The sequence below is a fragment of the Klebsiella sp. D-Nf1 genome (genome assembly GCF_002810515.1).
GTDB lineage: Bacteria > Pseudomonadota > Gammaproteobacteria > Enterobacterales > Enterobacteriaceae > Klebsiella > Klebsiella variicola.
The window spans coordinates 122,212-144,759 of record NZ_PIOK01000008.1 but is presented as its reverse complement, the minus strand read 5'-3'; the positions used below and the strand labels follow the sequence as shown (position 1 = coordinate 144,759).

At 56.9% G+C, this 22,548-nt stretch carries 21 protein-coding genes and 1 pseudogene; 6 read left to right on the top strand and 16 right to left on the bottom strand.

Annotated features, from left to right (window positions below; translation table 11 throughout):
- Positions 1-3: 3 nt before the first annotated feature.
- From ispH to CWM54_RS29335, 6 genes and pseudogenes are all read right to left on the bottom strand, one after another.
- On the bottom strand, positions 4-954 hold the full coding sequence (gene ispH / locus CWM54_RS24275) for a 4-hydroxy-3-methylbut-2-enyl diphosphate reductase (protein WP_100698744.1): 951 nt from the start codon (positions 952-954) through the stop codon (positions 4-6).
- Between the two features lies 1 nt (position 955).
- Positions 956-1,405 carry an FKBP-type peptidyl-prolyl cis-trans isomerase gene (gene fkpB, locus CWM54_RS24270; RefSeq protein WP_061155819.1) on the bottom strand — a complete coding sequence of 150 codons (450 nt, stop codon included), beginning with the start codon at positions 1,403-1,405 and terminating at the stop codon, positions 956-958.
- A 117-nt stretch (positions 1,406-1,522) separates the two neighbouring features.
- On the bottom strand, positions 1,523-2,023 hold the full coding sequence (gene lspA / locus CWM54_RS24265) for a signal peptidase II (RefSeq protein WP_061155820.1): 501 nt from the start codon (positions 2,021-2,023) through the stop codon (positions 1,523-1,525).
- Positions 2,023-4,839, bottom strand: a complete 2,817-nt coding sequence (gene ileS / locus CWM54_RS24260) for an isoleucine--tRNA ligase (RefSeq protein WP_061156417.1) — start codon at positions 4,837-4,839, stop codon at positions 2,023-2,025. The genes lspA and ileS overlap by 1 nt, the downstream gene beginning before the upstream one ends.
- Before the next feature lie 43 nt (positions 4,840-4,882).
- Positions 4,883-5,821 (bottom strand): bifunctional riboflavin kinase/FAD synthetase, encoded by a 939-nt coding sequence (gene ribF, locus CWM54_RS24255; protein ID WP_061155821.1) that lies wholly within the window; start codon positions 5,819-5,821, stop codon positions 4,883-4,885.
- Positions 5,822-5,828: 7 nt separating this feature from the next.
- Positions 5,829-6,034 (bottom strand): annotated as a pseudogene (locus CWM54_RS29335) (DUF2575 domain-containing protein); the annotation flags it as partial.
- A 116-nt stretch (positions 6,035-6,150) separates the two neighbouring features.
- On the opposite strand from CWM54_RS29335, the gene rpsT reads away from it, so the two are divergent.
- Positions 6,151-6,414, top strand: a complete 264-nt coding sequence (gene rpsT, locus CWM54_RS24240; RefSeq protein WP_003018940.1) for a 30S ribosomal protein S20 — start codon at positions 6,151-6,153, stop codon at positions 6,412-6,414.
- Between the two features lie 118 nt (positions 6,415-6,532).
- Here rpsT and nhaR read toward each other — a convergent pair whose 3' ends face one another.
- From nhaR to dnaK, 4 genes are all read right to left on the bottom strand, one after another.
- Positions 6,533-7,429, bottom strand: coding sequence for a transcriptional activator NhaR (gene nhaR / locus CWM54_RS24235; protein ID WP_061155822.1), 897 nt, complete (start codon positions 7,427-7,429; stop codon positions 6,533-6,535).
- A gap of 54 nt (positions 7,430-7,483) precedes the next feature.
- Positions 7,484-8,659, bottom strand: a complete 1,176-nt coding sequence (gene nhaA, locus CWM54_RS24230) for a Na+/H+ antiporter NhaA (protein ID WP_100698752.1) — start codon at positions 8,657-8,659, stop codon at positions 7,484-7,486.
- Positions 8,660-8,835: 176 nt separating this feature from the next.
- Positions 8,836-9,969: a molecular chaperone DnaJ gene (gene dnaJ / locus CWM54_RS24225; RefSeq protein WP_008807497.1), complete on the bottom strand. Its 1,134-nt coding sequence runs from the start codon at positions 9,967-9,969 to the stop codon at positions 8,836-8,838.
- An 87-nt stretch (positions 9,970-10,056) separates the two neighbouring features.
- On the bottom strand, positions 10,057-11,973 hold the full coding sequence (dnaK, locus tag CWM54_RS24220; protein ID WP_061155823.1) for a molecular chaperone DnaK: 1,917 nt from the start codon (positions 11,971-11,973) through the stop codon (positions 10,057-10,059).
- Between the two features lie 386 nt (positions 11,974-12,359).
- Between dnaK and CWM54_RS24215 the strand changes: the two genes are divergently transcribed.
- From CWM54_RS24215 to satP, 3 genes are all read left to right on the top strand, one after another.
- A complete protein-coding gene (locus CWM54_RS24215) occupies positions 12,360-12,764 on the top strand; it encodes a DUF2541 family protein (RefSeq protein WP_100698742.1) in 405 nt (134 codons plus the stop codon).
- Positions 12,765-12,791: 27 nt separating this feature from the next.
- Complete coding sequence (gene msyB / locus CWM54_RS24210; RefSeq protein ID WP_061155825.1) at positions 12,792-13,541, top strand: acidic protein MsyB; 750 nt, start codon at positions 12,792-12,794, stop codon at positions 13,539-13,541.
- An 88-nt stretch (positions 13,542-13,629) separates the two neighbouring features.
- Complete coding sequence (gene satP, locus CWM54_RS24205; RefSeq protein WP_012542907.1) at positions 13,630-14,196, top strand: acetate uptake transporter; 567 nt, start codon at positions 13,630-13,632, stop codon at positions 14,194-14,196.
- Between the two features lie 56 nt (positions 14,197-14,252).
- Here the strand turns inward: satP and CWM54_RS24200 are convergent, their stop codons facing one another.
- The 3 genes from CWM54_RS24200 to tal form a co-directional block, all read right to left on the bottom strand.
- Positions 14,253-15,557: an MFS transporter gene (locus tag CWM54_RS24200; RefSeq protein WP_061155826.1), complete on the bottom strand. Its 1,305-nt coding sequence runs from the start codon at positions 15,555-15,557 to the stop codon at positions 14,253-14,255.
- Between the two features lie 119 nt (positions 15,558-15,676).
- Positions 15,677-16,264 carry a molybdopterin adenylyltransferase gene (gene mog, locus CWM54_RS24195; protein WP_008807503.1) on the bottom strand — a complete coding sequence of 196 codons (588 nt, stop codon included), beginning with the start codon at positions 16,262-16,264 and terminating at the stop codon, positions 15,677-15,679.
- A gap of 99 nt (positions 16,265-16,363) precedes the next feature.
- Positions 16,364-17,317: a transaldolase gene (tal, locus tag CWM54_RS24190; protein WP_061155827.1), complete on the bottom strand. Its 954-nt coding sequence runs from the start codon at positions 17,315-17,317 to the stop codon at positions 16,364-16,366.
- Between the two features lie 202 nt (positions 17,318-17,519).
- On the opposite strand from tal, the gene CWM54_RS24185 reads away from it, so the two are divergent.
- Both CWM54_RS24185 and yaaA read left to right on the top strand, forming a co-directional pair.
- Complete coding sequence (locus CWM54_RS24185) at positions 17,520-18,950, top strand: alanine/glycine:cation symporter family protein (protein WP_061155828.1); 1,431 nt, start codon at positions 17,520-17,522, stop codon at positions 18,948-18,950.
- A gap of 77 nt (positions 18,951-19,027) precedes the next feature.
- The gene (gene yaaA, locus CWM54_RS24180) at positions 19,028-19,801 is read left to right on the top strand and encodes a peroxide stress protein YaaA (protein WP_100698740.1); all 774 of its coding nucleotides are present in this window, start codon (positions 19,028-19,030) and stop codon (positions 19,799-19,801) included.
- A gap of 39 nt (positions 19,802-19,840) precedes the next feature.
- Here yaaA and CWM54_RS24175 read toward each other — a convergent pair whose 3' ends face one another.
- From CWM54_RS24175 to thrB, 3 genes are all read right to left on the bottom strand, one after another.
- Positions 19,841-20,140 (bottom strand): DUF2502 domain-containing protein, encoded by a 300-nt coding sequence (locus CWM54_RS24175; RefSeq protein ID WP_061155830.1) that lies wholly within the window; start codon positions 20,138-20,140, stop codon positions 19,841-19,843.
- Between the two features lie 194 nt (positions 20,141-20,334).
- Entirely contained in the window at positions 20,335-21,615 is a 1,281-nt protein-coding gene (gene thrC / locus CWM54_RS24170; RefSeq protein WP_100681867.1) for a threonine synthase, read from the bottom strand.
- 3 nt (positions 21,616-21,618) lie between these two features.
- Complete coding sequence (thrB, locus tag CWM54_RS24165) at positions 21,619-22,548, bottom strand: homoserine kinase (RefSeq protein ID WP_100698738.1); 930 nt, start codon at positions 22,546-22,548, stop codon at positions 21,619-21,621.

The window sequence follows — 22,548 nt, the reverse complement described above, 5'->3', positions numbered from 1 at the left end:
AACTTACTCTACTTCACGGACATCCACACGCAGCTCTTTCGGCACTTCAAAGACGATATTCTCTTCCCGGCCTTCCAGTGGCACGGCTTCGCCGCCGCCCAGCTCCTGCAGGCGGGTAATGACGTTCTGCACCAGAATATCCGGCGCCGATGCGCCCGCTGTCACGCCGACGCAGGCCGCATCCTTGACCCACGCTTCCTGAATATCAGAGGCGTCGTCAATCAGGTAAGCCGCTTTGCCCATTCGCTGCGCCAGCTCGGCGAGGCGGTTAGAGTTTGAGGAGTTTTTCGACCCGACCACCAGCACCACGTCAGCCTGCTGCGCCAGCGCGCGCACGGCTTCCTGGCGGTTGGTAGTGGCATAGCAAATGTCATCTTTGCGCGGACCGACGATTTTCGGAAAACGCGCGCGCAGGGCGTCAATAACGTCAGACGTATCGTCGACGGAGAGCGTGGTCTGGGTCATAAACGACAGCCGGGCGTCATTTTTGACTTCCAGCGTCAACACGTCTTCCGGCGACTCGACCAGGTACATGCCCCCTTGCGGGTTATTATACTGCCCCATAGTGCCTTCGACTTCCGGGTGGCCGGCGTGGCCAATCAGAATCGACTCTTCGCCGCGGCGGCTGGCGCGGGCGACTTCCATATGGACTTTCGTCACCAGCGGACAGGTGGCATCGAACACCGTCAGGTCGCGGCTCTTCGCTTCGTTGCGTACCGCCTGCGAAACGCCATGGGCGGAGAAAATCAGGATCGCGCCGTCCGGCACTTCGCTGATCTGTTCGATAAAAATGGCGCCGCGCTTGCGCAAGCTATCCACGACATAGCGATTGTGCACCACTTCATGGCGAACATAAATCGGTGCGCCATACAGCGTCAGCGCGTTTTCTACAATGCTGATAGCGCGGTCAACGCCAGCGCAAAAACCGCGCGGGTTAGCCAACAGGATCTGCATGTTACTCCTCCAGCGCCGGATCGATCTCCAGCACTTCAATATCAAAATGAACGGTGCGCCCGGCCAGCGGATGGTTGAAGTCGACGGTGATGGAATCGCCGTTTACTTCGCGGATCACGCCAGGCATTTCGCTGCCATCCATTGCGGTAAAGAGCATAATCGCGCCGATTTCCGGCTCGCCAGCGTCGATAAACTCACGGCGAGAGAAATACTGAATCAGGTCCGGGCTCGTTACGCCGAAGGCGGCGTCAGGCTCCAGCGAAAAGGCTTTTTTCTCCCCCTCTTTCAGACCGAGAAGCTGTTGCTCCAGCCCTTCAGACAGAGAGGTGTCGCCGAGGCGAAACAGCGCCGGTTTGCCGTTGCTGCGCGTGGACTCGGCGGTGGAGCCGTCGTCCAGTTTCAGTGTGAAGTGCACCAGTACCGCGCTGTTGCTCTGTACGGATTTAGACATGCAAATTGCTCGCTTGTTTTAGGTCACCGGTTGCCCGGTGGCGCTATGCTAACCGGGCCGACGGGCGGCCACAAATTCTGTAGGCCGGGTAAGCGTAGCGCCACCCGGCATTGACATTTACGCCTGCTCTTTCGCGGCCGGTTTCGGCAAGAAGCCCTCCAGCACAATCAGCGCTGCGCCGATGCAGATCGCACTATCGGCGAGGTTGAAGGTGGCGAAATGCCAGTCGCCGACGTAGAAGTCGATCATATCGACCACGAAGCCGTGCCACAGGCGATCGAACAAGTTACCCAGCGCACCACCGATAATCAGGGCGTAGGCAATATTGTTCAGCTTTTGCGTCGCCTTCGAACGGTACATCAGTACCGTCAGTACCACACAAATGCCGAGCGCGATCCCGGAAAAGAACCAGCGCTGCCAGCCGCCGCTGTCGGCGAGGAAACTAAACGCCGCGCCATAGTTGCGGGCATAATGCAGATTAAGCGACGGGAACAGCGGAACCGTCTCCCCCAGAGCGAAGTTCTGGAGGATCAGGAATTTGCTGCCCAGATCGATAATCAGCACGGCTACGACGACCCACAGCCAGCGTAGCCCCGTTGAACAGATCGATTTACTCATCAGGCGAATTTACGTTGCTCGCCGTCACCGGCGACGTTACTGACACAGCGACCGCAGATTTCTGCGTGTTCCGCTACCTTGCCGACGTCACTGGTGTAATGCCAGCAGCGTGGGCACTTCTCGCCCTCGGCTTTGCTCAGGACCACTTTCAGCCCTTTCAGCAGATCGCTCTGCCAGGCATCAGCCGGCGCCTGGGCATAATCGGCAACGTTGGCGCCGGAGGTCAACAGGACAAATCGTAATTCATCGCCCAGCGCGTTGAGCTTGGCCGCCAGGTCGGCATCGGCATACAGCGTGACCGCTGCTTCCAGAGAGCCGCCGACTTTCTTATCCGCACGCGCCTGCTCGATCACCTTGTTGACTTCGCCGCGCACCTTGAGCAGCTCATCCCAGAAACCGTCGTTCATCGCTTCGTCGTCGGCCAGGCCGAACAGACCTTCATACCACTCGCCGGTGAAGACATATTTCTCACGATCGCCCGGCAGGTAGCCCCAGATTTCGTCCGCGGTGAAGGACATGATCGGCGCCATCCAGCGCACCAGCGCTTCCACGATGTGGAACAACGCGGTCTGGCAGCTGCGACGCGCCACGCTGTCCGCTTTCGCGGTGTACTGGCGGTCTTTAATGATGTCGAGGTAGAACGAGCCCATCTCGATGGAGCAGAAGCGCATCAGGCGCTGTACCACTTCATGGAAGTCGTAGGATTCGTAGGCTTTCAGGATATCTTCCTGTGCCGCCTGCGCGCAGCCGACCGCCCAGCGGTCCAGCACCACCATCTCTTCCGGTTTAACCATGTCTTTCGCCGGATCGAAACCGTTCAGGTTCGCCAGCAGGAAGCGGGCGGTGTTACGGATACGACGATAGCTGTCCGCGGCGCGTTTGAGGATCTCATCGGAGACCGCCATTTCGCCGGTGTAGTCGGTGGAGGCCACCCACAGACGCAGGATATCGGCGCCCAGCTTGTTCATCACGTCCTGCGGGCTAACGGTGTTACCGATAGACTTGGACATTTTGCGGCCCTGACCATCGACGGTGAAGCCGTGGGTCAGTACCTGACGGTATGGCGCTTTGCCTTTCATCGCCGTGGAAATCATCAGCGAGGACATAAACCAGCCGCGATGCTGGTCGGAGCCTTCCAGATACATATCGGCGGCGTGGCCGGCGAATTCCGGACGCACATCAACCACGGAAGAGTGGGTCGACCCGGAGTCAAACCACACGTCGAGGGTATCCGGCACTTTCTCGTAGCTGTCGGCGTCAGCGCCAAGGATGTCGCGGGAATCGAGATCCCACCACGCCTGGATGCCGTCAACCTCAACGCGTTTTGCCACTTCTTCCATCAGTTCAAGGGTACGCGGGTGCAGTTCGTGGGTCTCTTTGTGCACGAACAGCGACATCGGCACGCCCCAGGTACGCTGACGGGAGATACACCAGTCAGGACGGTTAGCAACCATCGATTCGATACGCGCCTGGCCCCAGTCCGGGATCCACTGCACGCCTTTGATCTCTTTCAGCGACTGCGCGCGCAGGCCTTTCTGATCCATGCTCACGAACCACTGCGGGGTGGCGCGGAAGATGATCGGCGATTTGTGGCGCCAGCAGCACGGATAGCTGTGCTGCATTTTTTCCACGTGCAGCAGCGCGCCGCTGTCACGCAGCATCTCAACGATGATGTCGTTGGCTTTGAAGACGTTGATGCCATCCAGAGACGGATAGGTACCAGGCAGGTAAGCACCGTCCGGGCCAACCGGGTTGGCGATTTCCAGACCGTATTTCTGGCTGATGGTGTAGTCGTCCGGACCGTGGCCGCCGGCGGTATGCACCGCACCGGTACCCGCGTCCAGCGTCACGTGGTCGCCAAGGATCGCCGGCACGTCGAAATCGAGGAACGGATGCTTAAAGCGCATCAGTTCAAGCTCGGCGCCTTGTACCGCCGCCAGGATGGTGTAATCCGCAACGCCAAGGCGCTTCATGACACTCTCAACCAGATCTTTCGCCAGGATCAGCGCCTGACCGTCAACCTGCACCAGCGCATAGTCGAATTCCGGCGACAGAGAGATGGCGCGGTTAGCCGGCAGGGTCCACGGCGTGGTGGTCCAGATAACCAGCGACACCGGGCCGTTGACGTCGGCCACGCCGAATTTCGCCAGTACCGCGGCTTTATCTACCGCGTGGAACGCCACGTCGATAGACGGAGACGTTTTGTCGTAATACTCCACTTCCGCTTCCGCCAGCGCGGAACGGCAGTCAACGCACCAGTGCACTGGCTTAGCGCCTTTATGCAGGTGGCCATTGCCGATGATTTTACCCAGCGCACGGATGATGTTGGCTTCGGTTTTGAAGTCCATGGTCAGGTACGGACGCGACCAGTCGCCCAGCACGCCCAGGCGGATAAAGTCTTTACGCTGACCGTCGATCTGCTCAGCGGCATATTCACGGCACTTGGCGCGGAATTCAGCGGCGGTGAATTTCTCACCCGGCTTACCGTATTGCTGCTCGACTTTCAGTTCGATCGGCAGACCGTGACAGTCCCAGCCCGGAACGTACGGCGAGTCATAGCCCGTCAGTCCTTTGGACTTAACGATAATGTCTTTCAGAATCTTGTTAACTGAGTGACCAATATGAATGCTGCCATTCGCATAAGGAGGGCCATCATGCAGAATGAAGGTTTTTTTGCCTTTTTTGGCTGCACGAATGATGCCGTACAGGTCATCATCGGTCCAACGCGCCAGCATTCCCGGTTCGCGTTTGGCGAGGTCGCCACGCATAGGGAACCCTGTTTCCGGCAAATTCAGGGTCGATTTATAGTCACTCATCAGATTCTCGGTTCCGTATTTCGGTTTGATAAACACCAGTGGCTCAGGCCAGCCTGGTGAGCCCAAATAATTCGCGGGCCGTTAACTCATCACGTGCGATTTGCGCCTTCAGCTCGTCCAGCGACGCAAACCGCTGCTCATTACGTATTTTTTTACGCAGTACTACATTGATATGGCGACCGTAGAGGTCCATTACAACGTCCAACAGATGTACTTCAAGCTGCTGACGCACCCCCGATACCGTTGGACGGGTGCCAATATTGGCGACGCCCGCTATCGGTTTGTCGCCCAGCCCTGTTACTTCTACCGCATAGACCCCTTTAACCGGGGAAACCTGACGACGCAGCGGTAAGTTCGCCGTCGGAAAACCTATGGTACGGCCCAGTTCATCACCATGAACGACGCGTCCGGAGATGCTAAACGGATGGCCCAGCAGCGTCTCCGCCAGCAGGAGATCGTCATCGGCCAGCGCCTGGCGCACCGCCGTACTGCTGATACGCACCCCACCCTCGCAGAAGGTCTGGGTGCTGGTCACGTCGAAGCCGTATTCCGCTCCGGCCTTTTGCAATAACAAGAAATCCCCCTGGCGACCAGCGCCAAAGCGGAAATCATCACCGACGGCAAGGAACTGCACACCCAGGCGACGCACCAGCAGTTCACTGATAAAATCCTGCGCCGTCAGCGCGGCGAAACGGCGGTCAAACCGCACGCACAGCACATAGTCGACCCCGCTTTCTGCCAGATAGCTCAGCTTCTCACGCAGGCGGGTCAAGCGCGCCGGGGCTTTATCGGCGGCAAATAGCTCCAGCGGCTGGGGTTCGAAAATCATCACCACCACCGGTAAACCGCGCTGGCGGCCCTCTTCGCGCAACCGCTGCAACAGTGCCTGATGCCCACGATGCACGCCGTCAAAATTGCCAATGGTCAGCACGCACCCGTGCGGCGCCTGACTGAGATTATGTATGCCGCGTATCAGCTTCATGTCTGGCTCAAAACAGTGAAAATCGTCCGAGTATACCTTGTACAACTGTCAACGTTAACCAACGATTGCGCCTCGGCAAAGAAAGTTCTCAGTAATTCATTCACTCAGCGAGAGAAAGCCGGAAAACTGCCCCTGCCCGGCGATTTTTATGGTGGAAAAGCTGTATTCGCCTGCAACAAGCTGGTAGAATCTTGCGCCATCACTACGTAATGAAGCGCTGTGGTGTTAAACGGCGCTTATTTGCACAAATCCATTGACAAAAGAAGGCTAAACGGGCATATTCCTCGGCCTTTGAATTGTCCATATAGAACACATTTGGGAGTTGGACCTTGGCTAATATCAAATCAGCTAAGAAGCGCGCCGTTCAGTCTGAAAAGGCTCGCAAGCACAACGCAAGCCGTCGCTCTATGATGCGTACTTTCATCAAGAAAGTATACGCAGCGATCGAAGCTGGCGACAAAGCTACTGCACTGAAAGCATTTAACGAAATGCAACCAATCGTGGACCGTCAGGCTGCTAAAGGTCTGATCCACAAAAACAAAGCTGCGCGTCATAAAGCAAACCTGACTGCACAGATCAACAAACTGGCTTAATCGCCTGCTTGCTGAACTTTGTTAAAGAAACCCGCGAAAGCGGGTTTTTTTATGCCTGTCATCTTCCCCGGTAGCGCGCACTGGCGCGACCCGAGCCACGCCAGCCCACGCCTGCAGGCTATCGGGGTTCGGTAAACAGTGACGAATAATCGCGATTACAGATGCGCTGTACCGCCGGATGCTGAATCATCCGTTCGGCAAAGATGGCGTGATACTCCTCCATCACGCTATCCATGCGGCCAATCTCGATAATCGATTCATCGTGGTAGAAATCATGCGCGTAGAGCGTCGGCGCGACAAATATCGCATTATGTGCGGCACCGAAGGCTTTCATGAGCGCCGCATCGTCAAACTCACCGAGGATCTCCACCTTCAGGCCCTGTACGTTAATCCAGTTCAGCAGTTTACGTCCCAGCATCGAACGCCGACCGGGGATCAGCAGCCGTCGCTCCTCCAGACAGGCCGGAAACGGCTTCGTCGGCGCCGGATTCATGCACCAGAAGCTGACGCTGCACTCGCCAATCTTCACCGAAAATAGCCCTTCCTGCTGCGTCGAGTCGATCGGACAGTCAGAGATAATCATATCGAGCTTATGCTGGCTCAGTTGCTCCAGCAGCAACTCATGGGTGGATTCAAAACAGCGCAGATGGATCTGCTCACTCTCGACGACGGCGGCATCCAGCACGCCGCTGACCAGCCGCTTGGATAACGCATCAGCGACGCCAACATCAAACAGCAGATTCGACTCTTTGCGGTAGTTGACGATGTCGAGCATCTCCTGGCTCAGGGTAAACATGCGGTCGGCATAGCGGAAGACCAGTTCGCCCAGTTCGCTCGGCTCCAGTCCCCTTCCTTTTCGCTTAAACAACTTACCCTGCAGGCGCTCCTCCAGGGCTTTGATCTGCCCGGTAATCGTCTGCGGCGTCAGAAACAGCGCCTCCGCCGCGCCAACGACGGACCCTTCTTTATACACGTGCCAGAAGTAGTACAGATGGTTGTAGTTGATATGTGACAAGCTTCTCTCCCTGATAATGTCCAGGAGAGCCACGCAGGCTCTCCTGCAGAAAGGTTATACCGCGAGGCGAGTATCCGTCACGCGCTGACGCAGTATGAGGTATCCGACGACCGCTGATAGCACTGAGCCGATCAGGATGCCAAGCTTGGCCCAGTTGATCAACGCGGGGTCGACGCTGCCAAAGGCCAGGGTGGCAATGAAAATCGACATCGTAAAGCCAATCCCACACAGAATACCCACCGCCATGATCTGCTTGCAGGTGGTCCCCTCCGGCAGCGATGCCCACTTCAGCTTCAGCGCCAGCCAGCAGAACAGGCTGATCCCCAGCGGCTTGCCGATAAACAGCCCAGCCATGATGCCCAGCGGCAGAAGTGACGTCAGTCCGGCAAGGGTGACCCCCTGCAGCGAAACCCCAGCGTTAGCGAAGGCGAACAGCGGCAGGATCATAAACGCGACCCACGGGTGCAGAACATGCTCAAGCGCTTTGGCTGGTGACTTGCCATGCTTTTCCTCGAGCGGGATCATAAAGCCGACGATCACCCCGGCAAGGGTCGCATGAACGCCAGACTTCAGCACCGCCGTCCACAGCACCGCGCCAACCAGAATATAGATCCCGGTACGCCGCGCGCCACTGAGGTTCAGGGCCACCAGCACCGCAATCGCCGCCGCCGCCACGCCCAGCGAGAGCATGGACAGGTCGTGGGTATAAAACAGCGCGATAATCACGATAGCCCCGAGGTCATCAATAATCGCCAGCGCCATCAGGAAAATCTTCAGCGCCGTCGGTACCCGGCTCCCTAACAGCGCCAGCACACCGAGGGCAAAGGCAATATCCGTCGCCGCCGGGATCGCCCACCCTTCTCTGGCGACAGGATCCTGGGCGTTAAAAGCCAGATAGACCAGCGCCGGCACAATCATCCCGCCGAGCGCGGCAATCACTGGAAACACCGCCTGACGGCGGCTTGCCAGCGAGCCCTGAATCAGCTCACGTTTGACCTCCAGACCAATCAGTAAAAAGAACACCGCCATCAGGGCATCATTGATCCATAACAGCATGTTCTTATTGATCTCCAGCGCCCCTACCCGCAGCTGGACTGGCGTATCAAGGAAGGAGTGATACAGACCGCTGGTCACGCTGGTATTGGCCATCACCATCGCCAGCACGGCGGCAATGATTAAGACAATGCCGCCGGAAGCATCGCTACTAAAGAATCGTTGCAGATGTTTCACTTTTACTTTCATCCTGTTGGTGAATAACTCGATAAAAGCATAATACACACACTGATAATTCGAAAAAATCAGATTTAAATTGCTTTAACATTCGTTTTTTACGAATAAAAGAGGAGGCGTAAGGCAAAAAAAAGCCCGGGCAGCGAGGCCCGGGCCGGATATCAGTAAAAACTGAATTAGCGGGTCAGGTCGTCGAAGAATTTCTTCACACCGTCAAAGAAGCTTTTCGAACGCGGGCTGTTGTTTTCCCCGGTCGGACCGCCGAAGCTCTCCTGCAGCTCTTTCAGCAGCTGCTTCTGCTTCTCGTTCAGCCCTACCGGCGTCTCCACCACCACGCGGCACAGCAGATCGCCCTGGGCGCCGCCGCGAACGGATTTTACGCCTTTGCCACGCATGCGGAACAGCTTGCCGGTCTGGGTTTCACCCGGCACTTTCAGACTGACGCGACCGTCGAGCGTCGGCACTTCAATCTCACCACCCAGCGCCGCCATCGTGAAGTTGATCGGGACTTCGCAGTACAGGTTATTGCCTTCACGCTCAAAGATAGCGTGCTGCTTCACCTGGACCTGAACGTACAGATCCCCTGCCGGGGCGCCATGCTCGCCGGCTTCGCCTTCGCCCGCCAGACGGATCCGATCGCCGGTATCCACACCTGCCGGAATTTTGACCGACAGGGTTTTCGTTTTCTCTACGCGCCCGTGGCCATGGCATTTGTTGCATGGATCTTTAATCAGCGTACCGCGTCCCTGACAGTGCGGACAGGTCTGCTGTACCGCAAAGAAGCCCTGACGCATCTGCACCTGGCCTGCGCCATGACAGGTCGGGCAGGTCTGCGGCTTGCTGCCGGCCTTGGCGCCGCTGCCGTGACAGACGTCGCACTCTTCCAGCGTTGGAATACGGATCTCTTTGGTGACGCCACGCACCGCTTCTTCCAGCGTCAGCTCCATGTTGTAACGGAGATCGGCGCCGCGCGCCGCGCGCTGACGGCCACGTCCGCCACCAAAGATATCGCCGAAGACATCACCAAAGATATCGCTGAAATCCGCACCGCCGCCAAAACCGCCGCCGCCGCCCATGCCGCCCTGCTCAAAGGCCGCATGGCCATACTGATCGTAGGCCGCACGCTTCTGGGCATCAGTCAGGATTTCATACGCTTCTTTGATTTCTTTAAACTTTGCTTCGGCCTCTTTATCACCCTGATTGCGGTCCGGGTGATACTTCATGGCCAGGCGCTTGTAAGCCTTTTTGATTTCACGCTCTTCCGCTGTTTTGGAGACGCCTAAAATCTCGTAGTAATCTTGCTTTGCCATCGGTGTTTTTCAGCCCCTTAACATGCGTGCACGGGCGGAGAGGAAACCTCTTCGCCCGTGCCAGTGTTTTACCCGTTCAAAGGGCGATTATTTTTTATCTTTCACTTCTTCGAACTCAGCGTCGACAACATCGTCGTCTTTCGCGTTGCTCGCCTGAGCGTCAGCGGAACCCGCCTGCTGCTGAGCGTGCTGCTGCTGAGCAATTTCCATCAGCTTCTGAGAAGCCTGCGCCAGCGCCTGCATTTTCGCTTCGATGTCCGCTTTGTCTTCGCCTTTCAGGGAAGTTTCCAGCGCAGTCAGCGCAGACTCGATAGCCGTTTTGTCATCAGCCGGCAGTTTGTCGCCTGCTTCTTCAACCTGCTTGCGAGTGCTGTGCAGCAGATGGTCGCCCTGGTTACGGGTCTGTACCAGCTCTTCGAACTTACGGTCAGATTCGGCGTTAGCTTCTGCTTCGCGAACCATTTTCTGAATTTCTTCTTCATTCAGACCGGAAGACGCCTTGATGGTGATCTTCTGCTCTTTACCGCTGTTTTTGTCTTTCGCGGAAACGTGCAGGATACCGTCAGCATCGATGTCGAAGGTCACTTCGATCTGCGGCATACCGCGCGGCGCCGGGTTAATACCATCCAGGTTGAACTGACCCAGTGATTTGTTATCGGACGCGCGTTTACGCTCACCCTGAATCACGTGGATGGTTACCGCAGACTGGTTGTCTTCTGCGGTAGAGAACACCTGGCTGTGTTTCGTCGGGATAGTGGTGTTTTTGTTGATAAGCGCTGTCATCACGCCGCCCATGGTTTCGATACCCAGCGACAGCGGGGTAACGTCCAGCAGCAGAACGTCTTTAACTTCACCTGTCAGTACACCACCCTGAACTGCTGCGCCGATCGCCACAGCTTCATCCGGGTTAACGTCTTTACGCGGCTCTTTACCGAAGAACTCAGCCACTTTCTTCTGCACCATCGGCATACGAGTCTGACCACCAACGAGGATAACGTCGTTGATATCGGAAACGGACAGACCGGCATCCTGCAGGGCCACTTTCAGCGGCTCGATGGAACGGTTAACCAGATCTTCTACCAGGCTTTCCAGTTTCGCGCGAGTCACTTTGATGTTCATGTGTTTCGGACCGGTCGCATCTGCAGTGATATACGGCAGGTTAACGTCGGTCTGCTGAGCAGAAGACAGTTCGATCTTCGCTTTCTCAGCGGCTTCTTTCAGGCGCTGCATGGCCAGCGGGTCGTTACGCAGGTCAATGCCCTGATCTTTCTTGAACTCATCAACGAGGTAGTTGATCAGACGAGTATCGAAGTCTTCACCGCCCAGGTGGGTATCACCGTTGGTTGCCAGTACTTCGAAGGTTTTTTCGCCGTCAACTTCGTCGATTTCGATAATAGAGATATCGAAAGTACCACCGCCGAGGTCGTATACCGCGATAGTGCGGTTACCGACTTCTTTATCCAGACCGTAAGCCAGGGCAGCCGCGGTGGGTTCGTTGATGATACGTTTGACTTCCAGACCGGCGATACGGCCGGCATCTTTGGTTGCCTGACGCTGCGCATCGTTGAAGTAAGCCGGTACGGTGATAACCGCTTCAGTTACCGGTTCACCCAGGTAATCTTCAGCCGTTTTCTTCATTTTTTTCAGCACTTCAGCAGAGATCTGCGGCGGTGCAGTTTTGGTGCCTTTCACATCCAGCCATGCGTCGCCATTGTCTGCGGCAACAATTTTGTATGGCATGATAGAAACGTCACGCTGAACTTCTTCGTCCTGGAAGCGGCGGCCAATCAGGCGTTTAATCGCAAACAGGGTGTTTTGCGGGTTTGTCACTGCCTGACGTTTAGCCGGCTGACCAACCAGAGTTTCACCATCCTGGGTATAGGCAATGATAGAAGGCGTGGTGCGATCGCCTTCGGCGTTCTCCAGCACGCGTGCAGTAGTGCCATCCATAATCGCTACACAAGAGTTGGTAGTACCCAGGTCGATACCAATAATTTTACCCATCTAAACGTCTCCACTAAAAATTCGATCAACATGTGGTTGTGAACCTGTAATAAGGGCGAAACGTGCGGTTTCAACTGCCCAGACATCATTTTTTTTCAGGTTCTTCACTGCGGTTGACTACAAGATGGGGTCGCCCACCCCGTCATCAAGGGGCAAGCCTAAAAATTTTTTGCACCGCGCCCTGACCTGAGTCGTGAAAAGCGTCCCGGGCGACATTGCCTGGCGCCAAACGAGGTAGCGAAATACACATATAAATAACGAATATAAAAACCAAATATATTCATAATATCATTGACATAAACCGCAATACTTGCGCGCTAATGGCCCCGTTCCCCTGGTGATAATATCCCTCGCCGTCGCACTTCACTTATTCAGGGGACAGATTGATGAAACCACTATTCCGGCTTTCCGCGGGGATTATCCTCGGCTTGTCGTTTATCACCTCGGCGGCCGCCCACGACCATAAAATCCTCGGCGTGGTAGCCATGCCACGCAATGAAACCAACGATCTGACGCTGAAGCTCCCGGTTTGTCGGGTCGTCAAGCGCATTCAGCTCAGCGCTGAGCGCGGCGATATACAGCTCTCCGGGGCGACGGTCTACTTTAAGGCCAGCCGCGGCGCCAGCCACAGTCTGAGCGTGCCAGCCGGGATCAACGAGGGCAGCACCACCGGCTGGATCACCCTCAACAGCGATAACGACAGCAAACGCTGTGTGAAGAAAATCGCCTTCTCCGGCCACACGGTCCACTCCTCTGACATGGCCTCATTAAAAATTATCGGCGACGACTAACCTCGTTATCCTGAGGAGGGATGATTTATGCATATTAACTATCTGGCAGATGACGATCTGGCCTTTCTTCCTGAGTGCAGCGAGGCGCATCTGGAAGCTTTTACCCGTATTCTGACCCACGGCGAAAACGGCAAACCCCGTCTCTCCAGCACGCTGCTGCGCAACGAGACTTTTTTAGCAATGGAGGGCCACCCGGAACGCTATCGCCGCAACTGGCAGCTAATTGCCGGAGAGCTACAGCATTTTGGTGGCGACAGCATCGCCAACACCCTACGCCGCCACGGTAAGTTTTATCGCGCGATCCTGCTGGATGTGTGTAAACGGCTGAAGGCGAAGGTCGACAAACAGATGACGACGCCGCAGATCGAGCAGCTGTTGCTGGCGCATTTCCTGCAGCACAGCTGGAATAAGCTGGATGCGGAGCAAAAGGCGCAATTTCTTGCCGCGGTGGATTGCCGGAGTCATGAGCTGGAAAATCTGTTGCCCCATCTGCTGAAGCACCGCAAGCTGAGCGAAGGGGTCGCCCTGTTGCTGGACGAGCGCTTAACCGCCATCCTGCGCACGCATGCCGCCGTAAGCGTTATTGGACATGGACTGGTGCGCGGCGCCGGGCTGGGCGGGCCGCTCGGCGCCGCGCTGAACAGCGTCAAAGCGGTAAGCGGTAGCGCGTATCGGGTCACCATCCCCGCGGTCCTGCATATTGCCTGTTTACGGCAAATGCGCTCGTCGCCGTCGGGCGCAACAGAAATTGGTGAAAAATACCCCGCCAGATCATAGACAGCCCTTCATCGCCTCATTATTATGCCGCGCCCCGCCGCCAAGTCGCGGGGTAATGCTTCCCTTTTAATGATAATTTTGAGGAATTATGGGCAACACTAAGTTGGCTAATCCGGCACCGCTGGGCCTTATGGGCTTCGGCATGACCACTATTCTGCTTAATCTGGCGAATAGCGGCCTGTTCGCATTCGATGTAGCTATCCTGGCGATGGGCATTTTTTACGGCGGCATTGCGCAAATTTTTGCCGGCCTGCTTGAATACAAGAAAGGCAACACCTTTGGCTTAACCGCTTTTACCTCCTACGGCAGCTTCTGGCTGACGCTGGTGGCTATCCTCCTGATGCCGAAAATGGGTCTTGCGGAAGCGCCAAACGCGCACTTCCTCGGCATGTACCTCGGCCTGTGGGGGGTCTTTACCCTGTTTATGTTCTTTGGCACCCTGAAAGCAGCCCGCATGCTGCAGTTTGTCTTCCTGAGCCTGACCGTGTTGTTCGCGCTGCTGGCGATTGGTCATCTGGTGGATAACGAAGGCATTGTGAAAGTCGCTGGCTGGGTCGGCCTGGTTTGTGGCGCCAGCGCCATTTACCTGGCGATGGGTGAAGTGCTGAACGAGCAGTTCGGCCGCACCGTGCTGCCGATTGGCGAACCACGTTAATCGTCCGCCGCCGTCCTGTCACAGGGCGGCGGCAGGTCATCATCGGTAAACCAGACTCAACGCTGCAGTTCCCCTTCCGGTAACCCCGCCGACGCCGTCAACCCCTGACGCAGCCAGATACCTAATCCGAGTCCCATCAGCGACAGGGCCAGCACATACCAGGCCGGCGCCATCGGCGACACGCCCATCAGCATGGTGACCGCAATCGGCGTCAGGCCGCCAAAGATCGCGTACGACAGGTTGTAGGAAAACGAGATACCGGTGAAGCGCACTTCTGCCGGAAAAGCCCGGACCATGACATAAGGCACCGCCCCTACCACGCCGACACAGAGCCCCACCGTGCCGTAGAGCAGAAACAGCCGCTGCGGGCTGGCGCCGGACAGGTGGTAAAATGCCCAGCTGGCAACCGCCAGCAGCAGGCTGCCGACGATGAAAGTCCGGCTGGCGCCAAAGCGGTCCGCCGCCAGCCCGGCGAGCAGACAGCCGATGCACAACATAATCGTGGCGATGCTATTAGCCTGCAGGGTAATCGCCGGCGCGAAGCCATAGTGTTTCTGCAACCAGACCGGCGACATCAGGATCACCACCACCACGCCCGCCGACAGCAGCCAGGTCAGCAGCATAGAGACCACCACCGCCTTCTGGTGCTTGAGCGCCACCGCTTTTACCGGCAGCTCCTGCGCCAGCGCTTTACGCTGCTGCATCTCAAGAAAAATCGGCGTCTCCTGCAGCCAGCGACGCAGATACATCGCAATCAGACCAAATACACCGCCCAGCAGGAAGGGGATCCGCCAGCCGCCGTCGTGGATCCCCTGCGGCGTCAGGCTGGTGTTGATAAGCGTCGCCACCACCGACCCCAACAGAATGCCAACCGTCAGGCCGGCCGTCAGCGTACCGCAGGCGATACCAATGCGTTTTTCCGGGACATGCTCAGCGACAAACACCCAGGCGCCAGGAACCTCGCCGCCGATCGCCGCCCCCTGCAGAATACGCATCAGCAGCAACAGCAACGGCGCAGCAATACCCACCGAGCTATAGGTCGGCAGCAGGCCAATCGCCAGGGTCGGCAACGCCATCAGCAGGATGCTGAGGGTGAACATTTTCTTGCGTCCCACCAGATCGCCAAAGTGGGCCATGATGATCCCTCCCAGCGGGCGTGCCAGATAACCAGCGGCGAAAATGCCAAAGGTTTGCACCTGGCGCAGCCATTCCGGAATATCAGCGGGGAAGAAGAGTTCGCCGACGACGGCGGCGAAGAAAACGAAGATGATAAAGTCATAAAACTCCAGCGCGCCGCCAAGGGCGGCCAGCGTCAGCGTTTTATAATCCTGGCGGTTGAGCGGTCGGTTTGCATATGACATAACGCGATTTCATCCTGAGGTGTGCAGCGTGTTTTATAGCGTGTAAAGTAAACAGCACTATATCGTAAATAAAACGGCACACCATCAGCGATGCAGGTTATGTCACAAATGCATCAAATTCAGGATAAAGTTTCGCGTCTGGCGCTCTTGGGACGAAATGCTTCTACCACACGGCCATCAGTTTCGACATAAGGGCCCTCGAGCAACTGTACACAATAAGGTACACTTGCAAAAATACCGTGTACCAGTACCTTGCCGTCAGCATCTTTTACCCCTTCGAGGGTTTCCTGAATCGCTTTCGGTTGTCCGGGAAGGTTAAGGATCAGCGCCTGCTTGCGGATCACCCCGACCTGCCGGGAAAGGATAGCCGTCGGCACAAAGTGTAGGCTAACCTGGCGCATTTGCTCGCCGAAGCCCGGCATCTCGCGATCGGCAATCGCCAGCGTTGCGTCAGGCGTCACATCGCGACGCGCAGGGCCGGTTCCGCCGGTGGTCAACACCAGATGGCACCCCATCTCGTCAACCAGTTCGCACAGCGTTTGCTCAATGATCACCTGCTCATCCGGAATCAGGCGGGTTTGCAGTTCGAAAGGGGTGGTGAGGGCACGCGCCAGCCACTCTTCCAGTGCCGGGATGCCTTTATCCTGATAGACGCCGCTGGAGGCGCGATCGGAGATGGAAACTAAGCCGATTCGTAAGGTATTCATGGTTATTCCGTTCAAACTGTGGCGTTAAACGAAATGATACACTGCCGGAGGCGGGACAGACAGTGTAATGTGGCCGACGGGCGTCGGCCACCTGCGGGATTACAGCAGTTCGCCGATCATTTTTTCCAGTTTTTCCTGGTCGATCGCAAACTTACGGATACCTTCCGCCAGTTTGTCTACCGCCATCGGATCCTGGTTATGCTGCCACAGGAATTCAGATTCGGTAATACGTTCCGGACGCGCTTTCACTTCACCGGTATAAACCAGTTTACGCTCAATCGCGCCTTCGCTTTCAGACAGCTCTTTCAGCAGCGCCGGAGCGATGGTCAGGCGGTCACAGCCGGCCAGTTCCAGGATTTCGCCAACGTTACGGAAGCTGGCGCCCATCACTACGGTTTCATAGCCGTGCTGCTTGTAGTATTCGTAGATTTCGCTAACGGAAACCACGCCCGGATCTTCTGCCGGCGCGTACTCTTTCTTGTCGGTGTTCGCTTTGTACCAATCGAGGATGCGGCCAACAAACGGCGAAATCAGGAAGACGCCCGCTTCGGCGCAAGCGCGAGCCTGAGCGAAGGAGAACAGCAGCGTCAGGTTACAGTTGATGCCTTCTTTTTCCAGCTGTTCAGCAGCGCGAATGCCCTGCCAGGTGGAAGCCAGCTTGATAAGAATACGATCGTTGCTGATGCCCGCGTCGTTATACAGCTTGATGATGCGCTTGGCTTTCGCGATAGACGCTTCAGTGTCATAGGAGAGGCGTGCATCCACTTCGGTGGAAATGCGGCCCGGGATCAGCTTCAGGATTTCGAGACCGATGTTCACCGCCAGCTTGTCGGATGCATCGAGGATCTGCTGCGCGCGATCGCTGCTCTGGCTACGTGCCCAGGCCACAGCGTCGTCAATCAGCTTACGGTACTCAGGGATCTGAGCCGCGCCGAGAATCAGGGAAGGGTTAGTGGTGGCATCCTGAGGCTGATACAGCTTCATTGCCGCAATATCTCCGGTGTCAGCGACGACAGTGGTGTACTGACGCAGAGAAGTTAATTTATCCGTCATGATATATTTCTCTTAAACAGCAGTTAAGGGGATGTAACCGGTCTGCCCAGATGATAACACGCTGCCGGGTCAGCGCAACCGCCGACGAGAGAAGAGCGCAGAGTGTGATAAACTGCGCCGCTTAATTTGCTGAAAGCGAAAGGATTGTCACTTAATTGGTAACGCTTACACAAGCGTACCGGCATGGACAAGAGGATGTTTAATGCCTGATTTTCTCTCATTTATCAATGAAATACTCTGGGGCTCAGTGATGATTTATCTGTTACTGGGCGCGGGTATCTGGTTTAGCTGGCAAACCCGGGGTATTCAGTTCCGCTACGTGCGCAAATTCGGCCGCAGTCTGAAAAAAAGCCTGCACCCGCAGCCGGGTGGTTTGACGTCCTTCCAGGCGCTCTGTACCAGTCTTGCCGCCCGGGTCGGCAGCGGCAATCTTGCCGGGGTGACGCTGGCGATCGCCGCCGGCGGGCCTGGGGCCGTATTCTGGATGTGGGTTTCCGCCCTGCTCGGCATGGCCAGCAGCTTCGCTGAGTGTTCCCTTGCCCAGCTATACAAAGAGCGCGACAGCCAGGGGCAGTTTCGCGGTGGCCCAGCGTGGTATATGGCGCGCGGCCTCGGCATGCGCTGGATGGGCGTTCTGTTTTCGATCCTCCTGCTGCTGGCCTATGGATTTATCTTCAACACCGTGCAGGCTAACTCGGTGGCCCATGCCCTGCACTATGCGTTCGATCTGCCGGCGGCAGTCAGCGGCGGCGTGCTGGCCATTTTCGTTTTCCTGGCCATTCTCCGTGGCCTGCGCGGCGTGGCGCGCCTGATGCAGTGGCTGGTGCCCATCATGGCGCTGCTGTGGATCGCCACCAGCCTGCTCATCGGCCTGTGGCACATCACCGCCCTGCCGACCATTTTTGCCACCATCTTTCGCTGCGCCTTCGGCTGGCAGGAAGCTGCCGCCGGCGCGGTGGGCTACTCCATCAGCCAGGCGCTGACCAGCGGCTTCCAGCGCGGCATGTTCTCCAATGAAGCAGGGATGGGTTCTTCGCCGAACGCCGCCGCGGCCGCCGCCTCCTGGCCGCCGCACCCGGCAGCGCAGGGGATCGTGCAGATGATTGGCGTGTTTATCGATACCATCGTGATCTGTACTGCCAGCGCGATTATCGTCATGCTGGCGCCGCGCCCCGACAATGAATATACGCTCAATGGTATTCAGGACTTGCAACATGCGATGAGCGTGCTGATCGGCGGCTGGGGAGCGGATTTTATCGCCCTCATCGTGCTGCTGTTCGCCTTTAGCTCTATCGTGGCCAACTACGTGTATGCGGAAAATAATCTGGTCTTTCTGCGTCTGGACAAGCCGCGCTACATCTGGGCGCTGCGTATACTCACCGTCCTGATGGTGCTGCTGGGAACCCTGGTTAGCCTGCCCGTCGTCTGGCAGAGTGCGGATATCATCATGGCGATGATGGCGATGACCAACCTGACAGCCATCCTGCTGCTCTCCCCGACGGTGCGGATTATCGCCAGCGATTATCTGCGCCAGCGGCGGCTGGGCATCCAGCCCACTTTCGATGCGGCCCGCTACCCGGATATTCACCAGCAGCTGGCCCCGGGCGCCTGGAATGAACTGCCGCGCGAATAGCGCGGCAATCGCAGCTATCGATCCCACCATGCACTTTTTTTGTTAAAATTCGTCGAAATTACCTGCAAGGACTGGATATGCTGATTCTGATTTCACCTGCTAAAACGCTCGATTATCAAAGCCCGCTGGCAACGACTCGCTATACCCAGCCCGAACTCCTGGAGTATTCTCAACAGCTTATCGGCATCGCCCGTCATCTGACCGCGCCACAAATCGGTAAGCTGATGAGTATAAGTGACAAGCTAGCGGATCTTAACGCCACCCGCTTCCACGACTGGCATCCTGACTTTACGCCGCAAAATGCCCGTCAGGCGATCCTCGCGTTCAAGGGTGATGTCTACACCGGCCTGCAGGCAGAAACGCTCACCGAGGACGACTTTGACTTCGCGCAGCGACACCTGCGCATGCTCTCCGGCCTGTATGGCGTGCTGCGCCCGCTGGACCTGATGCAGCCCTACCGCCTGGAGATGGGGATCCGTCTGGAAAACCCGCGCGGCAAAGATCTGTACCAGTTCTGGGGCGAGACCATTACCGAGAAGCTGAATCAGGCGCTACAGGCTCAGGGCGACGATATCGTCATCAATCTGGCTTCCGATGAGTATTTTAAATCGGTGAAAACGCAAAAACTGCGGGGCCAGCTGATCAAGCCGGTGTTCCTCGATGAGAAAAACGGTAAATTCAAAGTGATCAGCTTCTATGCGAAAAAGGCGCGCGGTCTGATGAGTCGCTACATTATCGAAAATCGCTTAACCCAGCCGGAGCAGCTCAAGGCATTTAGTAGCGAAGGCTATTTCTTTGATGCGGACGCGTCGGAGAAAGGTGAAATGGTGTTCAAACGCCACGAGCAGTAAGCCTGAATGCCCCCAGCCTCGCGCCGGGGGCAAGAATAATCAGTCATCGTGGTGATGCCGCTCGTGCCCATGGCCATGATGACCTTGATCGTCATCGTCGTCACGATCGTGGTGGCGATAATCATCATGCGGACGCCAGCGATCATCGCGCCAGTCGTAATGATGAGCCCACCAGTCACGATCGCGCCAATGATCGCCATCCCAGTAATGCCCATAATCATCGCGATCGCCGATTTGCAGTTTCACCGCCGGGATCAGGGTGATTTCGTCAGCATGAACCAACGCAGGAGCGACCAGCAGCATAGAAAGTGCCAGCAAAACAGGTTTCAGCGTTGTCATAAGTTACCTCTTCTCTCCGTCCCCATTATGGGTCGATAACAAAATATTAACGCTACAAAACTATTCTGTTTATTCTCTGCAATCTGAATCTAGAGTCCGCCGCATTTATTGCTCGTCTGTACACAATACCTCCATTTTCGAGCGAAAAAAAACCGGGCACGAGGCCCGGTTTAGCAGAGAGCTGAACGACAATACTAGCCCATCATCAGCTTACGCAGCGCGGCGAAATCCGCCGGCAGATTGTGGGACAGCAGCGGCAGGTCGGCACGGTCGGCCAACTCCTTCGGCAGCGGCAGGGTTTCCTGCAGGATCTCTTCCACGCTCTCTTTGAATTTCGCCGGATGCGCGGTGCCGAGGAACAGGCCGTACTCTCCCGGCTGCAGCTGATCGCGCAGCGCGCGCCAGGCAATCGCCGCGTGCGGCTCAGAGATGTAGCCGATGGCCTTCAGTTCACGCATCGCTGCTTTGGTGGTCTCATCATCGACCGCAGCATACCCCAGCTCGCTCAGTTGCCAGATTTTACGGCGGAACAGCTCTTCGACGCGTGGCCAGTTGTTCGGCTGGCTGACATCCATGGCGTTGGACAGCGTCGCCTGGGTGGCTTTTGGCGCCCACTCACCGCCCTGCAGATAACGGGGAACGGTGTCGTTCGCGTTGGTAGCGGCAATAAAGCGCTTAATCGGCAGCCCCAGCGACTTGGCCAGCAGACCGGCGGTTAAATCGCCGAAGTTGCCGCTTGGTACGGAAATTACCAGCTGATTGCGGGCTTCCTGCGGCAGCTGCGCCGCCGCTTCGAAGTAGTAGCAGATCTGCGCCAGCAGACGGCTGATGTTAATGGAGTTAGCCGAGTTGAGCCCCAGCGTGGTCTTCAGCTCTTCATCGTCAAACGCCTGCTTCACCAGCGCCTGGCAGGCATCGAAGTCGCCGTCAATCGCCACGGTTTCAATGTTGCCGCCGAGAGTACAGAACAGTTTCTCCTGCAGCGGACTGATCTTACCACGCGGATAGAGGATCACGACCTTAACGTTCGGCAGACCGTAGAAGGCATGCGCCACCGCCGCCCCGGTGTCGCCAGAGGTTGCAGTCAGTATGGTGACCGGCTTATCACCGGCGATATGGGTCAGCATTTGCGCCATAAAGCGGCCGCCGAAATCCTTGAACGCCAGCGTGGGGCCATGGAACAGCTCCAGACAGCCGACATCATCCTGAACCTTGCTTACCGGTGCCGGAAACGCAAACGCCGCGCCGACCCGTTGCTGCAGAACATCTTGTGGGATCTCATCGCCGATAAAGGCCGATAAAATTTTGGCGCTGCGGGTGACAAAATCCTGCGCCAGCATGTCGTCGATTTCTGTCAGGCTGAATTCCGGCAGATCGTGCGGAAAGAACAGGCCCTGATGCTTGCCAAGTCCCTGGGTGACGGCCTGCGCAAAGCTGACCTGCTCGTTATGATCTTTTAAGTTATACAGTTTCATTGGTTATCCCACTACGCGTGCGCCCGCCGTGTCCAGCCGGCAAATATGAACAAAGCCTTCCTGATTCTGCAGATAGTGCGCGCCAAGCCAGTCGGCGACGCGCTGTGCGGTGTCCGGTTTATCACACAACGCAAACAGCGTCGGGCCAGAGCCGGAGATGCCGCAAGCCTGCGCACCGCTCTCCATTGTCGCCTGGCGCGCTTCGCTAAAGCCCGGCAACAGTTTGGTACGGTACGGTTCGGCAATGACATCTTTCATCAATTTTGCCGCCAGCTGCGGCTGGCGGGTGTAGCAGGCATGAATAAAGCCCGCGAGGTGGCGACCATGGGCGATACAATCCTGGCGGCGGTATTGTGCCGGCAGAATCGCCCGCGCTTCGGCGGTGGAGACTTTAATCCCCGGATAGGCCAATACCCACAGCCACTCATCAAACCCCGGCACCTGCTGGCTGATAATCCCGTTCTCTTCGATCATCAACTGCATGCCGCCAAGATAGCACGGCGCCACGTTATCGTAGTGAATGCTGCCGGAGATACGCCCTTCCATCTCCCCCATCAGCGCCAGCATCCGCGTCTCGTTGAGCGGCTTACCGCAGAACTCGTTCATGGCCACCAGCGCGGCGACCACCGAGCAGGCGCTGGAGCCGAGCCCGGAGCCGATCGGCATGTTTTTTTCCAGGGTCATCGTCACCGGTACCGTCTTACCGATCTCCCGGCAAAAACTTTCCCAGCACTGATAAACAATGTTTTCCTGCGGCGCCGTCGGCAGCTTGCTGGCGAAGCGTCCCAGATTGTGCAGACTGAATTGCTCCGCCGCTTCAACAGTGACGTTATCGCCCAGCAGCGTGCCATCCACCGGCGTGACCGCCGCGCCCAACACATCAAACCCGACGCTCATATTGGCACTGGAAGCCGGGGCATATACTTTGACCAT